General features: G+C 60.6%; 13 protein-coding genes. 9 read left to right on the forward strand and 4 right to left on the reverse strand.

The annotated features are described in order from the left end of the window. The first annotated feature begins 194 nt into the window (after window positions 1–194). The 5 genes from sapA to sapF are packed head-to-tail and all read left to right on the forward strand — an operon-like array spanning window position 195 to window position 5489. Entirely contained in the window at window positions 195–1844 is a 1650-nt protein-coding gene (gene sapA / locus WFM45_RS09040; protein WP_033632925.1) for an ABC transporter substrate-binding protein SapA, read from the forward strand. Then, on the forward strand, window positions 1841–2806 hold the full coding sequence (gene sapB / locus WFM45_RS09045) for a putrescine export ABC transporter permease SapB (protein WP_004930575.1): 966 nt from the start codon (window positions 1841–1843) through the stop codon (window positions 2804–2806). The genes sapA and sapB overlap by 4 nt, the downstream gene beginning before the upstream one ends. Then, window positions 2793–3683 (forward strand): putrescine export ABC transporter permease SapC, encoded by an 891-nt coding sequence (gene sapC / locus WFM45_RS09050; protein WP_004930580.1) that lies wholly within the window; start codon window positions 2793–2795, stop codon window positions 3681–3683. Before sapB ends, sapC begins: the two co-directional genes overlap by 14 nt. Continuing rightward, entirely contained in the window at window positions 3683–4675 is a 993-nt protein-coding gene (gene sapD / locus WFM45_RS09055) for a putrescine export ABC transporter ATP-binding protein SapD (protein WP_016927551.1), read from the forward strand. The genes sapC and sapD overlap by 1 nt, the downstream gene beginning before the upstream one ends. A gap of 1 nt (window position 4676) precedes the next feature. Beyond that, window positions 4677–5489, forward strand: coding sequence for a putrescine export ABC transporter ATP-binding protein SapF (gene sapF, locus WFM45_RS09060; protein ID WP_004930589.1), 813 nt, complete (start codon window positions 4677–4679; stop codon window positions 5487–5489). Between the two features lie 146 nt (window positions 5490–5635). On the opposite strand, the gene WFM45_RS09065 is transcribed toward sapF, so the two are convergent. Beyond that, window positions 5636–5893, reverse strand: coding sequence for a hypothetical protein (locus WFM45_RS09065; protein ID WP_004930590.1), 258 nt, complete (start codon window positions 5891–5893; stop codon window positions 5636–5638). Window positions 5894–5910: 17 nt separating this feature from the next. Here WFM45_RS09065 and WFM45_RS09070 point away from each other — a divergent pair, with 17 nt between their 5' ends. Further along, window positions 5911–7095, forward strand: a complete 1185-nt coding sequence (locus WFM45_RS09070; RefSeq protein ID WP_103085325.1) for a CMD domain-containing protein — start codon at window positions 5911–5913, stop codon at window positions 7093–7095. 461 nt (window positions 7096–7556) lie between these two features. Next, entirely contained in the window at window positions 7557–8105 is a 549-nt protein-coding gene (locus tag WFM45_RS09075) for an inclusion body family protein (protein ID WP_015378018.1), read from the forward strand. Window positions 8106–8193: 88 nt separating this feature from the next. Here the strand turns inward: WFM45_RS09075 and WFM45_RS09080 are convergent, their stop codons facing one another. Together WFM45_RS09080 and dacD are read right to left on the reverse strand one after the other, a co-directional pair. Next, window positions 8194–9099 carry a LysR family transcriptional regulator gene (locus WFM45_RS09080; RefSeq protein ID WP_103085326.1) on the reverse strand — a complete coding sequence of 302 codons (906 nt, stop codon included), beginning with the start codon at window positions 9097–9099 and terminating at the stop codon, window positions 8194–8196. Between the two features lie 65 nt (window positions 9100–9164). Next, window positions 9165–10334 (reverse strand): serine-type D-Ala-D-Ala carboxypeptidase DacD, encoded by a 1170-nt coding sequence (gene dacD / locus WFM45_RS09085; RefSeq protein ID WP_049188995.1) that lies wholly within the window; start codon window positions 10332–10334, stop codon window positions 9165–9167. 282 nt (window positions 10335–10616) lie between these two features. Here dacD and WFM45_RS09090 point away from each other — a divergent pair, with 282 nt between their 5' ends. Further along, window positions 10617–12923: an FdhF/YdeP family oxidoreductase gene (locus tag WFM45_RS09090; protein WP_336955253.1), complete on the forward strand. Its 2307-nt coding sequence runs from the start codon at window positions 10617–10619 to the stop codon at window positions 12921–12923. Window positions 12924–12938: 15 nt separating this feature from the next. Here the strand turns inward: WFM45_RS09090 and WFM45_RS09095 are convergent, their stop codons facing one another. After that, the gene (locus tag WFM45_RS09095; protein ID WP_103085328.1) at window positions 12939–13793 is read right to left on the reverse strand and encodes a LysR family transcriptional regulator; all 855 of its coding nucleotides are present in this window, start codon (window positions 13791–13793) and stop codon (window positions 12939–12941) included. A 99-nt stretch (window positions 13794–13892) separates the two neighbouring features. Here WFM45_RS09095 and gloA point away from each other — a divergent pair, with 99 nt between their 5' ends. Further along, entirely contained in the window at window positions 13893–14420 is a 528-nt protein-coding gene (gene gloA, locus WFM45_RS09100) for a lactoylglutathione lyase (protein WP_004930603.1), read from the forward strand. The last annotated feature ends 24 nt before the right edge of the window (window positions 14421–14444 follow it).

Consider the following 14444-nt stretch of genomic DNA (forward strand, 5'->3'; position numbering starts at 1 on the left):
GCGTTATTGTGACTTTGCCGGGGAACGGTAACATGATTTTGTTATATTATAACATAACATGGAAAACTTTTTTCTTGCCGCTGAACGGGCTGATTAATCAAGTCGCAGAAAACTCAGCGATTTTGCTCAATGGATTGGGCTGCTGGTCAGAGTGCGATACACTAACGCTATTGCTGATTAACCCATGAGCCTCTATGCGTGGTTTACCCTTTTGGATACTGTCGTTGTGCCTGACGGGCTCTGCCCTGGCCGCGACAACACCGCCCGCGCCCGCCGCGGCGCCGCTGCCGGACATTCGCCAAAGCGGCTTTGTTTATTGCGTCAGCGGCATACTGAATACCTTCAACCCGCAAATGGCCAGCAGCGGCCTGACGGTGGATACCCTGGCCGCCCAGCTGTACGATCGCCTGCTGGACGTCGATCCCTACACTTATCGCCTGATCCCCGAGCTGGCGCAAAGCTGGGAAGTGCTGGATAACGGCGCCACCTACCGCTTCCATTTGCGCAAGGACGTGCCGTTCCAGACCACCGCCTGGTTCACGCCCACCCGCAAGATGAACGCCGACGACGTGGTGTTCAGCTTTGCCCGCGTATTCGATCAGAAACACCCGTATCACGACGTGAACGGCGGCGAATATCCCTATTTCGACAGCCTGCAGTTCGGTGATTCGGTGCAGAGCGTGAGAAAGCTCGACGACTACACGGTGGAGATTCGCCTGCAGTCGCCGGACGCCTCGTTCCTGTGGCACCTGGCCACCCACTACGCGCCTGTGTTGTCCGCCGAATACGCCGACACGCTGACGCGCGAAGGCCATCAGGAGCTGATCGATCGCGAGCCGGTCGGCAGCGGCCCGTTCCTGCTCAACGAATACCGCTCGGGGCAATATATTCGCCTGGCGCGCAACGCCGCCTACTGGAAAGGCCTGCCGCGCATGCCGCAGGTGGTGATCGATCTGGGCGCCGGCGGCACCGGCCGCCTCTCCAAGCTGCTGACCGGCGAGTGCGACGTACTGGCCTATCCGGCGGCCAGCCAGCTGTCGATTCTGCGCGACGATCCGCGCCTGCGCCTGACGCTGCGCCCGGGGATGAACATCGCCTATCTGGCGTTCAACACCCGTAAACCGCCGCTCGACAACCTCAATGTGCGCCAGGCGATCTCGCTGGCGATCAACAACCAACGGTTGATGCAGTCGATCTATTACGGCACGGCGGAAACCGCCGCCTCGATCTTGCCGCGCGCCTCCTGGGCCTACGACAACGATGCGCACGTCACCGAGTATGATCCGGCCAAATCGCGCGAGATGCTGCGGCAGGCCGGCGTCAGCCAGCTGAACCTGAAGCTGTGGGTGCCGACCGCCTCGCAATCTTACAACCCGAGCCCGCTGAAAACCGCCGAACTGATCCAGGCCGATCTCGGCCAGGTGGGCATCAACGTCACCATCGTGCCGGTAGAGGGCCGTTTCCAGGAAGCGCGCCTGATGGAGATGAACCACGATCTGACCCTGACCGGCTGGGCCACCGACAGCAACGATCCGGACAGCTTCTTCCGGCCGCTGCTGAGCTGCGCGGCAATCCGTTCGCAAACCAACTATGCTCACTGGTGTGATCCGGGCTTTGACGAAGTGCTGCAGAACGCGCTGCTGTCGCAGCAGCTGTCTCAGCGCATCGACAACTACCGCAAGGCGCAGAAAATCCTCGAGCAGCAATTGCCGGTGCTGCCGCTGGCGTCTTCTCTGCGCCTGCAGGCCTATCGTTACGACATCAAGGGATTGGTGCTGAGCCCGTTCGGCAACGCCTCGTTCGCCGGGGTGTACCGTGAATCCGCGCCGGAGGTGAAAAAGTGATTATCTTTACCCTGCGCCGCATTCTGCTGCTGCTGATCACGCTGTTCTTCCTGACGCTGGTCAGCTTCAGCCTGAGCTATTTCACGCCGCGCGCGCCGCTGAACGGCGCCGCCCTGCTGGACGCCTATCAGTTCTACTTCGTCAGCCTGCTGCACTGGGACTTCGGCGTCTCCAGCATCAACGGCCAGGCGATCAGCGAACAGCTGCGCGAAGTGTTCCCGGCCACCATGGAACTGTGCCTGCTGGCCTTCGCTCTGGCGCTGTTCATCGGCATTCCGCTGGGCATCATCGCCGGCGTGCTGCGCGGCAAGTGGCAGGACACCGCCATCAGCACCTTCGCGCTGCTGGGCTTCTCGATGCCAGTGTTTTGGCTGGCGCTGCTGCTGATGCTGTTTTTCTCGCTGCATCTCGGCTGGCTGCCGGTTTCCGGCCGTTTCGATCTGCTGTATCAGGTGAAACCCATCACCGGTTTCGCGCTGATCGACGCCTGGCTGTCGGACTCGCCGTATCGCGCCGAGATGATCGGCAGCGCCCTGCGCCACATGATCCTGCCGATCGCCGCGCTGGCGGTGGCGCCCACCACCGAAGTGGTGCGGCTGATGCGCATCAGCACCGACGACGTGCTGAGCCAAAACTACATCAAGGCCGCCGCCACCCGCGGCCTGTCGCGCTTCACCATCATTCGTCGCCACGTGTTGCACAACGCGCTGCCGCCGATCGTGCCCAAGCTGGGGCTGCAGTTCTCCACCATGCTCACGCTGGCGATGATCACCGAAGTGGTGTTCAGCTGGCCGGGCCTCGGCCGGTGGCTGATCAACGCCATTCGCCAGCAGGACTATGCGGCGATCTCCGCCGGCGTGATGGTGGTCGGCACGCTGGTGATCACCATTAACGTTCTGGCCGACATTCTGGGTGCGGCAACCAACCCGCTGAAACATAAGGAATGGTATGCCCTTCGATAACGTATACCGCGAAAAAAAGATGCCGAGCCCGCTGCGCTACACCTGGCGGATTTTCTACGGCGACGCGCTGGCGATGATCGGTTTTTACGGCGTGATCGCCCTGCTGCTGCTGTCGCTGTTCGGCAGCCTGCTGGCGCCCTACGCGCTGGATCAGCAGTTCCTCGGCTATCAACTGCTGCCGCCGTCCTGGTCGCGCTACGGCAACGTGTCGTTCTTTCTCGGCACCGACGATCTCGGGCGCGACATCCTCAGCCGCCTGTTGACCGGCACTGCCGCTACCTTCGGTTCCGCGCTGGCGGTGACGCTGGCCGCGGCTTTCTGCGGGGTGATCCTCGGCGTGTTCGCCGGCGTCACCCACGGGCTGCGCTCGGCGGTGCTCAACCATATCCTCGATACCCTGCTGTCGATTCCGTCGCTGCTGCTGGCGATCGTGGTGGTGGCGTTTATCGGCCCCAAACTGGAACACGCCATGCTGGCAGTGTGGCTCGCCTTGTTGCCGCGCATGGTGCGCACCATCTACAGCGCGGTGCACGATGAGCTGGAGAAAGAGTACGTGGTGGCGGCGCGGCTTGACGGCGCTTCCACGCTGCAGATCCTGTGGTATGCGGTCATGCCGAACATCGCGGCGGTGCTGGTGACCGAATTCACCCGCGCGCTGTCGATGGCTATTTTGGATATCGCCGCGCTCGGCTTCCTCGATCTCGGCGCGCAGTTGCCTTCTCCTGAATGGGGAGCGATGCTCGGCGATTCGCTCGAGCTGGTGTACGTCGCGCCCTGGACGGTGATGCTGCCCGGCGCGGCCATCCTCGTCAGCGTGCTGCTGGTTAACCTGTTAGGCGACGGTATGCGCCGCGCAATCAATGCCGGGGTGGAATAATGCCGTTACTCGATATCCGCAATCTGACGATTGAATTTATGACCGCCGAAGGGCCGGTCAAGGCGGTCGATCGCGTCAGCATGACGCTGACCGAGGGCGAGGTGCGCGGCCTGGTGGGCGAATCGGGCTCCGGCAAGAGCCTGATCGCCAAAGCCATCTGCGGCGTGACCAAAGACAACTGGCGCGTCACCGCCGATCGTTTCCGCTTCGACGACATCGATCTGCTGCAGCTGAGCCCGCGCGAGCGGCGCAAGCTGGTGGGCCACAACGTCTCAATGATCTTCCAGGAGCCGCAGTCCTGTCTCGACCCTTCCGAGAGCATCGGCCGCCAGCTGGCACAGGCCATCCCGGGCTGGACCTACAAGGGCCACTGGTGGCAGCGCTTCAACTGGCGCAAACGCCGCGCCATCGAGTTGCTGCACCGCGTCGGCATCAAGGATCATGACGACATCATGGGCAGCTTCCCGTACGAGCTGACGGAAGGCGAGTGCCAAAAAGTGATGATCGCCATCGCGCTGGCCAACCAACCGCGCCTGCTGATCGCCGATGAGCCGACCAACGCCATGGAACCGACCACGCAGGCGCAGATTTTCCGCCTGTTGGCGCGTCTCAACCAGAACAACAACACCACCATTCTGCTGATCAGTCACGACCTGCAGATGATGAGCAAGTGGGCCGATCGGGTGAACGTCTTGTACTGCGGGCAAACGGTGGAAAGCGCCCAGTGCGAAGAACTGCTGGCGGCGCCGCACCACCCTTACACCCAGGCGCTGATCCGCGCCATGCCGGACTTCGGCCGCTCGCTGCCGCACAAAAGCCGGTTGAATACGCTGCCGGGCGCCATTCCTTCGCTGGAGCACCTGCCGATCGGCTGCCGCCTGGGGCCGCGTTGCCCTTACGCGCAGAAGAAGTGCATCGAAACGCCGCGCCTGCGCCCGGTCAAGAACCACTTCTTCGCCTGCCACTTCCCGCTGAACATGGAGGAGCAATAACATGGAAACGCTGTTGGAAGTGCGCAACCTGAGCAAAACCTACCGCTATCGCACCGGGCTGTTCCGCCGCCAGCACGTCGAGGCGGTGAAATCGGTCAGCTTTACCCTGCGCGAAGGCCAGACGCTGGCGGTGATCGGCGAGAACGGCTCCGGCAAATCCACGCTGGCGAAGATGCTCTCCGGCATGGTGGAACCGACCGCCGGCGAACTGTTGATCGACGATCATCCGCTGGAATTCGGCGACTATCGCTACCGCAGCCAGCGCATTCGCATGATTTTTCAGGATCCGAGCACCTCGCTCAACCCGCGCCAGCGCATCGGCCAGCTGCTGGACGCGCCGCTGCGGCTGAACACCGATCTTGAGCCTGCCGAGCGCGAGCAGCGTATCAACCAGACGCTGCGCCAGGTCGGCATGCTGCCGGATCACGCCTACTACTATCCGCACATGCTGGCCTCCGGGCAAAAACAGCGCGTCGCGCTGGCCCGTGCGCTGATCCTGCAACCGAAGGTGATCGTCGCCGATGAGGCGCTGGCCTCGCTGGACATGTCGATGCGCTCGCAAATCATCAACCTGATGCTGGAGCTGCAGGAAAAACACGGTATTTCCTATATCTACGTCACCCAGCACCTCGGCATGATGAAGCATATCAGCGACCAGGTGCTGGTGATGCACGAAGGGGAAATCGTCGAACGCGGCAGCACCGCGGAGGTGTTGGCGGCGCCGCTGCACGAATTGACCAAGCGCCTTATCGCCAGCCACTTCGGCGAGGCGCTGACCGCCGATGCCTGGCGGCGCGACGGCGGCCGCTTCTGAGTCACACCTTCACCTACAAACCCGCTGCGGCGGGTTTTTTATCGCCTTGCGCGCCTGCCGCTTAGCAAGAAAGCGCACATGCAAATTACATTCTTGTTATATATCCTTATATTTTATTCCTTTCAGTTATTGATTAGTCCGTAACATTATTTTATCTCGCCAGGGCGATCGGTGAGGATATCCCCTACGTTGCACTTCTCATACGACAGGATATCGCACTGATGAACAGCATTCGCCATCGCCGCCTTACGCAGTTTCTGCTCACGCTGGCAGCCGGTTTTTCTGTTTACGGCCACGCCCTCTGCTGTGATGAGCTGCGCTAAAACCGCCTTTCGCCCCGCCTGCGGGCATGTTGCCTCTTTGTCCAGCCGACGCTGCCGCGCGCAGCGGCGGCTGTTGATCATGATTAAGGATTGACCCTATGGAACGACTCCGTCGACAACATAATGCCCAGTGGTATCACGAAACCCAAAGCAGCGTGCGGGGCGATGCGCCGCTGGAACCGCAGGCGGCCACCCTTCGCGATCGCTTTCTGCTGGGGCTGGGCGCCTTCGCCGATGAAGCCTTAAACAATGCGCTCAGCGCTCGCGCCGGCGTGTTCAGCGCCTCGTTGGCCGGCTACCACGCGCTGTTTCCCGATCAGGTGCCATTATCACGATACGTGACATTGTCACCCTACGATCGCCTCAGCACCGCGTTGACCGTCGCTCAGGTGACGGGCGTGCAATCGCTTTGTAGCCACTACGCCGCCCGCCTCGCCCCGCTGCACAGCCCGGACGCCTCCCGGGAAAGCAATATCCGCCTTGCTCAGATCACCCAATATGCCCGCCAGCTTGCCAGCCAGCCCACGCTGATTTGCCGCAAGGCGCTGCAACAGCTCGCCGACGTCGGGCTGAGCCCAGCGGATATCGTCACCTTTTCGCAGGTGATCGGTTTTGTCAGCTATCAGGCGCGCGTGGTCGCGGGTGTCGCGGCGTTGGCCGGCCGGCCGGCGGTGGTGGTGCCCGGCTTCCCTAACGTCGAAGACGCCGATGGCGTCGCGTTCAGTGCCGAAGAGTTAAGCTGGACCGCGCGTCTGCCGCCAATCGACACCGAAGCCGCCGCCGCCGAACAGCTTGATGTGCTGGATCAGAGCCACCCGCAGGCGCGCGCCGAATCTTATTATCTGCTGTTGGCGCACGATGCCGCCGCATTGCGCGAGCGTAACGGGGTGTTCAACGGCATCAATGCCGAAGGATATGGGTTATCGAGCCGCCTGAAGGCGCTGGCGACGCTGGCGGTCTCGCGCATCAACGGCAGCCATTACTGCGCGGCCACCGTCGCGCAAGAATTGCAGGATGAGGGATTGGTTCAGGCGCTGTTCGCCGGGCTGCCTCAGGGGCTGACGTATACCGAAGATTCGGTAAAACTCGCGGTGATGCGCACCGCCGCCGAGCTGACTCGCGCACCTGAGAAGTTCACCCCGCAGAGCGTGCAGCCGCTGTTCAACAGCGGCCTGGATCAGGCGCAGGCGCTGGAGGTGATCCTCACCGTCGCGCTCTACGCCTGGGAAAACCGCCTGCGCCAAACGCTGGGCGATGCGGAACCGGCACAACCGGCGCCGTGATTTGTCATCACTGAGTTGACGGCTAGCGTCCTTCGCCGTTAACTCACCCTTCTCTGTTTCGGCGAAAAACTTCACCAAAATATAAATTGATAAAGCAAAAATCCAAACACACTTCATTTATCAGGATTATGATTCGTTTTGTTCTACCATCGGCGAAAAACAGGGTTCGTCAAAATTATGTCTGCAAACAAAGTAATAGGCAGATTGCGCCATCGCTCAATTCTGTAACCGTCCTCATCGCATAAGCAGTAAAACAAGGTTTTAACCCTGCTAATTAATAGATGGACTCATTAACACCCCTAACCTTTCAGCAGTGGTCGTCTTGCTATTTAGTTTCTATGATTAAGCCGATAGCGGCGTTGTGATGACCCCTTTTAAATATTCAACAAAGATAAACGCTCGCCGTTATTCCCATTATTTTAATTTTCTATCACAGCAAAAAAATATTGTGAGGTAACCCTATGTCTGAACAAGAACTGAAATCCAGCAACAGTATCGTTAACGTGATTGTCGTCATCGATACCGATGCCCTGATAGAAGCATTCGAGAATAACAACCCCAGCCAGGACGCCGGCAACCCGACGGGCATTGGCCATCAATACGCCTACATGGTCGTCACCTCCGAACAGGTGATCGGCGGCTCCGGCACGGCGGACCTGAACTTTAAGGCCAATGTCGGCGATGTCATTCGCTGGACCGGCACCTCGGAATCCGCCAATTTCGACGCCAGCGTGCTGATCTACGGGCTGCCGCAGTTCGGCAGCGGCACCCAGGTTTTCTCCAACCCGACCTTCAAAATGTATACCCGCAGCTCGATGATGCCGGCGCAAAATACCGTATTCCCCGTCAGCTTCACCAACCAAACCTATTGGTTTATACAGGCGGACATTACCAATACCGGCACGGAAAACTATTGCATCCAATTTGGCCTTTATTATCGGCCAAACGGCGGCGATCAGAAATTACTGGGTTATTTCTATTGGGATCCGACCATTACCATCAGTAATTAACATGATTTCATCGGCCGTTAGAGAAAACATGATTATGGCCCCGTAGGGCCATAATCATGGCGGGAACATAGGATAAACATAAACGTCTCTATTCTTTTTGCCGCCGCAACCACTCGCTGGCGGCATCGAAAAACTTCTGCGCCAACGGCGTGGCGCGCTCCGCCATATCGACCACCACCGCCGCATGACGCGGCATGGCGCCGATGGCCACCGGACGGCGCTGCAACGCCGGCATCAGCGGCGATTGCAGCTGGCCGCGCGGGAACAGTCCGCAGCCCAAGCCGACGAAAATGCCCTCGAGCAGCTGGAAGATCGAGGCAGTCTCCAGCCGCGTGTGCAGCGTCAACCCGGCGTCGCGGAAATGCTGATCGAGATAGCGGCGGAAATACCGCGTCGGCTCGGCCAGGCACAGCGGCAAGGCGGCCACCGCCTCCAGCGGCAACGGTGTGTCGCCCACCAGCTTAGGGAAGTGTTGCGGATGAAATACCAGCTCAACGCCGGTTTCCACCAGCGGTTGTGATTGAAAATGCAGTTCCTTCAGCGTCGACAGCTCGAAAAAGCCGATGCCGATGTCGACGGTATGCGCCGTCAACGCCTCCAGCAGTTGATCGGCGCTCAGCACCGCCAGCCGGTAATCAAGATGCGGATAACGCTCGCTGACCGCCTTGAGCATTTCCGCCACCGAGATGCTGCACTGCGGCACCACGCCAAGGCGCAACGTACCGTGCAAACCGTGCTTGAGCGACTCCACCTCCAGCTTCAGCCCTTGGTAAACCGAGACGATCTCACGCGCCCACGCCAGCACCCGCTCGCCTTCGGCGGTAAAACCGCCGAAATGGTTGCCGCGGTTAATCAGCGAAACGCCCAGCTCTTTTTCCAGGTTTTTCAATCGCATGGACAACGTCGGCTGGCTGACGAAGCTGGCCTCCGCCGCCCGGCCGAAGTGGCGTTCCCGTTCTAAATTACACAAATAAATCAGTTGTTTAATATCCATAGCGCGGCTCAATGATCGGCATTCGCGCTCAGTATACCACCGGGCGTCGTCGCTCGCCCGGTGAGTCAGAGCTTCAGCTTCATGTAATCCATCAGGCGTGAGAACACGCCGCCCTGCGGCACCGCCTGCAGCGCCACCAGCGGCAGGGTTTTCACCACCTGGCCATTATCGCTGATGCGGATCTCGCCAACGGTTTGTCCTTTGTTGACCGGCGCTTCCAGCCGCGCAGCATTGATCACGTACTGCGCCTTCAGTTTGTCCGCCTCGCTTTTCGGCAGGCTGAGCGACTGGTCCTGCGCACTGCCGACCGGCAAGCGGTGGCTTTCGCCGTACCAGACCGGTTCTTCCCCCAGGCTCTGGCCGGCGCTGAACAGGTGCACCGTGGTAAAGTCGCGCAGCCCCCACGTCAACAGCTTACGCGCCTGTTCCTCGCGGCCTTTGGAACTTTTTCCGCCCATCACCACGGCGATCAGGCGGCGATCTCCTTCGGTGGCGGAGGCGATGATGTTGAAGCCGGCCGAGGCGGTGTGCCCGGTTTTCAGGCCGTCGACGTGCAGAGTCTTATCCCACAGCAGGCCGTTGCGGTTCTGCTGCGTGATGCCGTTCCAGGTCAGCGATTTCTCGCTGTACATGTGGTATTCCGCCGGCTCGCTCATGATGATGGCGCGCGCGATCACCGCCAGATCGCCGGCGGTGGTGAACTGCCCTGGCGCATCCAGCCCGTGCACCGTCTCAAAATGGGTGTTCTGCAATCCCAGCTGGGCGCTCTTTTCGTTCATCAGCTTGACGAAGTTGGCCTGGCTGCCCGCCACATAGTCCGCCATCGCCACGCAGGCGTCGTTGCCGGAATCAATGATGATGCCGCGGCTGAGATCGCGAACCGTGACCCTGTCACCGGGTTTCAGAAACATCAGCGAGGATCCTTTGAACACCGGGTTGCCCTGCGCCCAGGCGTCTTTCCCCACGGTGACGACATCGTCGAGGCCAATCTTATGCTGGTCGAGCGCATGGTCGATCACCAACCCGGTCATCAGTTTGGTCAGGCTGGCCGGATTGCGCCGCTCGTCGGCATTGCCGGCGGCCAACACCTGGCCAGTGGTGTAATCCATCAACACGTAAGAGGCGGCGTCTATCGCCGGTGGAGTCATGGCGGGAAAATGGGACGCCGTTTCCGCCGCCTGCGCCGCCAAAGGCAGTAACATACCGCCGATCACTACTGATACTGAACGCTTCACGCTGTGTTCCTCAGGCCCGCAGGCTAAATAAAATGCCAATATAATCCGCGAGATAGACTGCATGAATTCACTTTCAGGCGAAACCATTACTCTTTTGCAGCGGGTGTCTTTATGCAACCATTTGTTTAGGTCAACATCCATCTGCGATAGATATGCTCTATGCCGCCATTGCACCATTCGATTAGACGCCCGCCTGCCGCGCTCCTAAACTTGTGACATAAATACGCAAAACGCATAAAAAAGCGTTTACTTTTTAGCTACAACCACCTGCGAAGTGTCACCATGAAATTCAAACCGTCAATCAAGCCTTATACCGGCCCGGCGGGCGGCTGGGGTTCGCTTGAAGCCACCACCCGCTTTGTCCTCGACAGTAAACAAACCCTAAAAAACATGCGCAACCTGATGCGCGTCAACAAGGCGCGCGGCTTCGACTGCCCCGGTTGCGCCTGGGGCGACGACAACCACAGCACCTTCAGCTTTTGCGAAAACGGCGCCAAAGCGGTCAGTTGGGAAGCGACGCGCAGCGCCGTGGAGCCTGAGTTCTTCGCCGCCCACAGCGTCAGCACCCTGCAGCAGCAGAGCGACTATTTCCTCGAATACCAGGGGCGCCTCACCCATCCGATGCGCTACAACGCCGAAACCGACCACTATGAGCCTATTCATTGGCCGGACGCACTGGCGCTGATCGCCAGGCACATCAACGCAATGGACAACCCGAACCAAATCGAGCTGTATACCTCGGGCCGCGCCAGCAACGAAGCGTCGTACCTTTATCAACTGTTTGGCCGCATGCTCGGCACCAGCAACTTCCCCGACTGTTCCAATATGTGCCACGAGGCGAGCGGCGTTGGGCTGAAACAGAGCATCGGCGTCGGCAAAGGCACCATCCGCATCGATGACTTCGAAAAGGCCGATGCCATCTTCGTGTTCGGTCAAAACCCCGGCACCAACCACCCGCGCATGCTGCACAGCCTGAAAAACGCCGCCCGACGCGGCGCGCGCATCGTCAGCTTTAACACCCTGCGCGAGCGTGGGCTGGAAAGATTCGCCGATCCGCAGGATCCGGTGCAGATGCTGACGCCAAAATCCTCGCCGATCAGCTCCTCCTATTACCAACCGAATCTGGGCGGCGATATGGCGGCGGTGCGCGGCATGGTGAAAGCGCTGCTTGAAACCCACCGCCAGCGGCTGGCCGCCGGTGAGCCCCCCCTGTTTGACCTGGCGTTTATCGAGCGGCACAGCGTCGGCGTGGAGGCATACCTGGCGCAGGTGGACGCCACCGAGTGGCGGACCATTACCGCGCAATCGGGTCTGAGCGAAGCGCAATTGCGCCAGGCGGCGGCCACCTACCAGGGCGCTGAACGAGTGATCTGCACCTGGGCGATGGGCGTGACTCAGCATAAGCACTCTATTGCGACGGTGCGTGAAATCACCAACCTGCAGCTGCTGTTCGGGCAACTGGGCAAACCGGGCGCCGGTCTGTGCCCGGTACGCGGCCACAGCAACGTTCAGGGCAACCGCACCATGGGGATCGATGAGAAGTCGCCCAAAGCGCTGCTCGACAGTCTGGAACGCCACTTTAACTTCACCGCCAATCGCGCGGTGGGCCACAACACGGTGGAAGCGATCGAAGCAATGCTGCGCGGCGAAGTGAAAGTGCTGATCGCGCTGGGCGGCAATCTGGCCGCCGCGGCGCCGGACACCGAGCGCACCGCCCGCGCCCTGCGCAACTGCGATTTGACGGTGCACATCAGCACCAAACTTAACCGCAGCCACCTGGTGACCGGCAAAGACGCGCTGATCCTGCCGACGCTCGGCCGCACCGAACTGGACATGCAGGCCAGCGGCTCACAGTACATCACGGTCGAGGATTCTTTCAGCATGGTTCACGCCTCGGAAGGCATCGGCAAACCGCTGGCGGATACGCAACGTTCGGAAACGGCGATCGTCTGCGGCATCGCCGACGCGGTGCTGGGCACACAGCAGCTGGACTGGCTGGAACTGGCCGACGACTACTCGCTGATCCGCGATCATATCGCCGCCACCATTCCCGGCTTTGAGGATTTCAACCGGCGCTGCGAGCAGCCCGGCGGTTTCTACCTGGGCAATGCCGCCGCCGAACTGCGTTTCGCCACGCCGAGCGGCAAGGCGGAATTCAGCGACGCCGCGCTGCCGACTACCCTGTTCCCGCAGCTGGGCGGCGAGCAAGCGCCGTTTACCCTGCAGACGCTGCGCTCGCACGATCAGTACAACACCACCATCTATGGTCTGGATGACCGCTACCGCGGCGTTTACGGTCAGCGCGAAGTGCTGTTCATCCATCCGGAAGATCTGGCGGCGCTGGGCCTGCAGGATGGCGAACGGGTAGAGATAGAAACCCTGTGGAACGACGGCGTGGTGCGTAAGGTAGATGGATTCAAGCTGGTGAGTTACGACATCCCGCGTGGCAATCTGGCGGCCTACTACCCGGAAACCAACCCGCTGGTGCCGCTGGCCAGCTTCGGCGACGGCACCGGCACCCCGACCTCAAAGTCGATTCCGGTGGTGATCCGCCGCAGCGAGCAGCAGCCGTCGCTGCGCATCGCCTGAAAACGCGCGCCCGGTTCACGCCGGGCGCGCCAATATTTCCAGGATAGTCTGCAATTCCTCGGACAGCTGATGCCGCCGCCAGACGAAATAGAGATCGCTCACGCCCTCCTCGCCCATTTCCACCACCTTCAGCCCCGGCGCCGGCAAGATCAGCGGCAGCAACGAACCCGGCACGCAGGCGACACCGCAGCCGGCCTGCACGCAGGCCGCCATCGCGGCATAAGATTCCATTTCCAGCGTCATGCGCGGTTTCAGCCCGCGCGAGGCCAGCCAGTGATCGACCTTCAGCCGGAACGAGCACTCGCGGCTGAACGTGTAAAACTCCAGCGGCGCCAGCGTGGCGGCGTCGGGCTGCCCGACATCCGCCGGCATCAGCAGCACCAGCCGCTCGTCAAACGCCTTTTGGCTGGCCAGCAACGGATGTTCAATCGGGCCGTCGGTGATCGCCAGATCGAGAGTACTGTCGATCAGCATGCGCTCCAGCACCAATGAATCGCGGCTGAGCACGTTGATCTGCAGATGGGGTTGTAAACGGCGCAGCCGGGCGATGCGCGCCGGCAAATGGCTGACCAGCGAGAAATCCAGCGCCCCGAGGTTCAGCAGCCCGTGCTGGTACTCGCCGGCGAACAGTTGCTTGCTGCGCTCAGCCTGCGCCACGATGTCGCGCGCCTGCTGGTAGAACAACCGGCCTTTGGGATTGACGTACAGCCGGTTCTTGTCGCGAAAAAACAGTTCGCCGCCCAGCGACTCCTCCAGCTCGCGCAGCCGCAGCGTGACGTTGGAAGGCACGCAGTGCAGCTCGCGGGCGGCGGCGGCGATGGTTTTATGCTCCACCACGGTACAGAAAAACTTCAGCTGACTCAGCTTCATTTATCATTCACTTTTAGTTAGTGTTTTAGTTAAAAACAATCACTTTAGATTAGCATCGATTTCATCTACAGTCTGCCGACACCCTGAGGAGGATCTCTGATGCCACTGAATGACCTACTGACGCTGCCCGGCGTGGCGGCCCAACCGGACGCGGTAACCGATGGTTACGTGTTCAACCACACCATGATCCGCGTGAAGGACCTGACCAAGGCGCTGGATTTCTATACCCGCGTACTGGGCTTTACGCCTGTCTATCTGGAAACGTTCGAAGAAGCCGCTTTCACCATCTGCTACCTGACGCGCAGCCCGCGCGAGCAGATCCCGCAGGATGACGACGAACGCAAACGCTGGGCGCTGAGCCAACCGGGCATTCTCGAACTGACCCATAACCACGGCACCGAAAATCAGGCGGATTTCCACTACCACAACGGCAACGGCGAGCCGCGCGGCTTTGGCCACCTGTGCGTCACGGTGCCGGACGTGCGCGCCGCCTGTGAGCGTTTTGAGCGCCTGGGCGTCACCTTCCAGAAACGCCTGCATGAAGGCCGCATGAACTACGTGGCGTTCATTCGCGATCCGGACGATTACTGGATTGAAATCCTGCAGCCGACGCCGCTGCAGGACTGATTGCCCCCTCCTTCACCCCGGCCC

It is taken from the genome of Serratia sp. KG1D (assembly GCF_037150675.1).
Classification (GTDB): Bacteria; Pseudomonadota; Gammaproteobacteria; order Enterobacterales; family Enterobacteriaceae; genus Serratia; species Serratia nematodiphila.

Coding starts and splice junctions, on each gene's coding strand:
- sapA (WP_033632925.1), top strand. CDS start 195: ATGCGTGGTTTACCCTTTTGGATACTGTCGTTGTGCCTGACGGGCTCT.
- sapC (WP_004930580.1), top strand. CDS start 2,793: ATGCCCTTCGATAACGTATACCGCGAAAAAAAGATGCCGAGCCCGCTG.
- sapD (WP_016927551.1), top strand. CDS start 3,683: ATGCCGTTACTCGATATCCGCAATCTGACGATTGAATTTATGACCGCC.
- sapF (WP_004930589.1), top strand. CDS start 4,677: ATGGAAACGCTGTTGGAAGTGCGCAACCTGAGCAAAACCTACCGCTAT.
- WFM45_RS09065 (WP_004930590.1), bottom strand. CDS start 5,893: ATGATCAACAGCCGCCGCTGCGCGCGGCAGCGTCGGCTGGACAAAGAG.
- WFM45_RS09070 (WP_103085325.1), top strand. CDS start 5,911: ATGGAACGACTCCGTCGACAACATAATGCCCAGTGGTATCACGAAACC.
- WFM45_RS09075 (WP_015378018.1), top strand. CDS start 7,557: ATGTCTGAACAAGAACTGAAATCCAGCAACAGTATCGTTAACGTGATT.
- WFM45_RS09080 (WP_103085326.1), bottom strand. CDS start 9,099: ATGGATATTAAACAACTGATTTATTTGTGTAATTTAGAACGGGAACGC.
- WFM45_RS09090 (WP_336955253.1), top strand. CDS start 10,617: ATGAAATTCAAACCGTCAATCAAGCCTTATACCGGCCCGGCGGGCGGC.
- WFM45_RS09095 (WP_103085328.1), bottom strand. CDS start 13,793: ATGAAGCTGAGTCAGCTGAAGTTTTTCTGTACCGTGGTGGAGCATAAA.
- gloA (WP_004930603.1), top strand. CDS start 13,893: ATGCCACTGAATGACCTACTGACGCTGCCCGGCGTGGCGGCCCAACCG.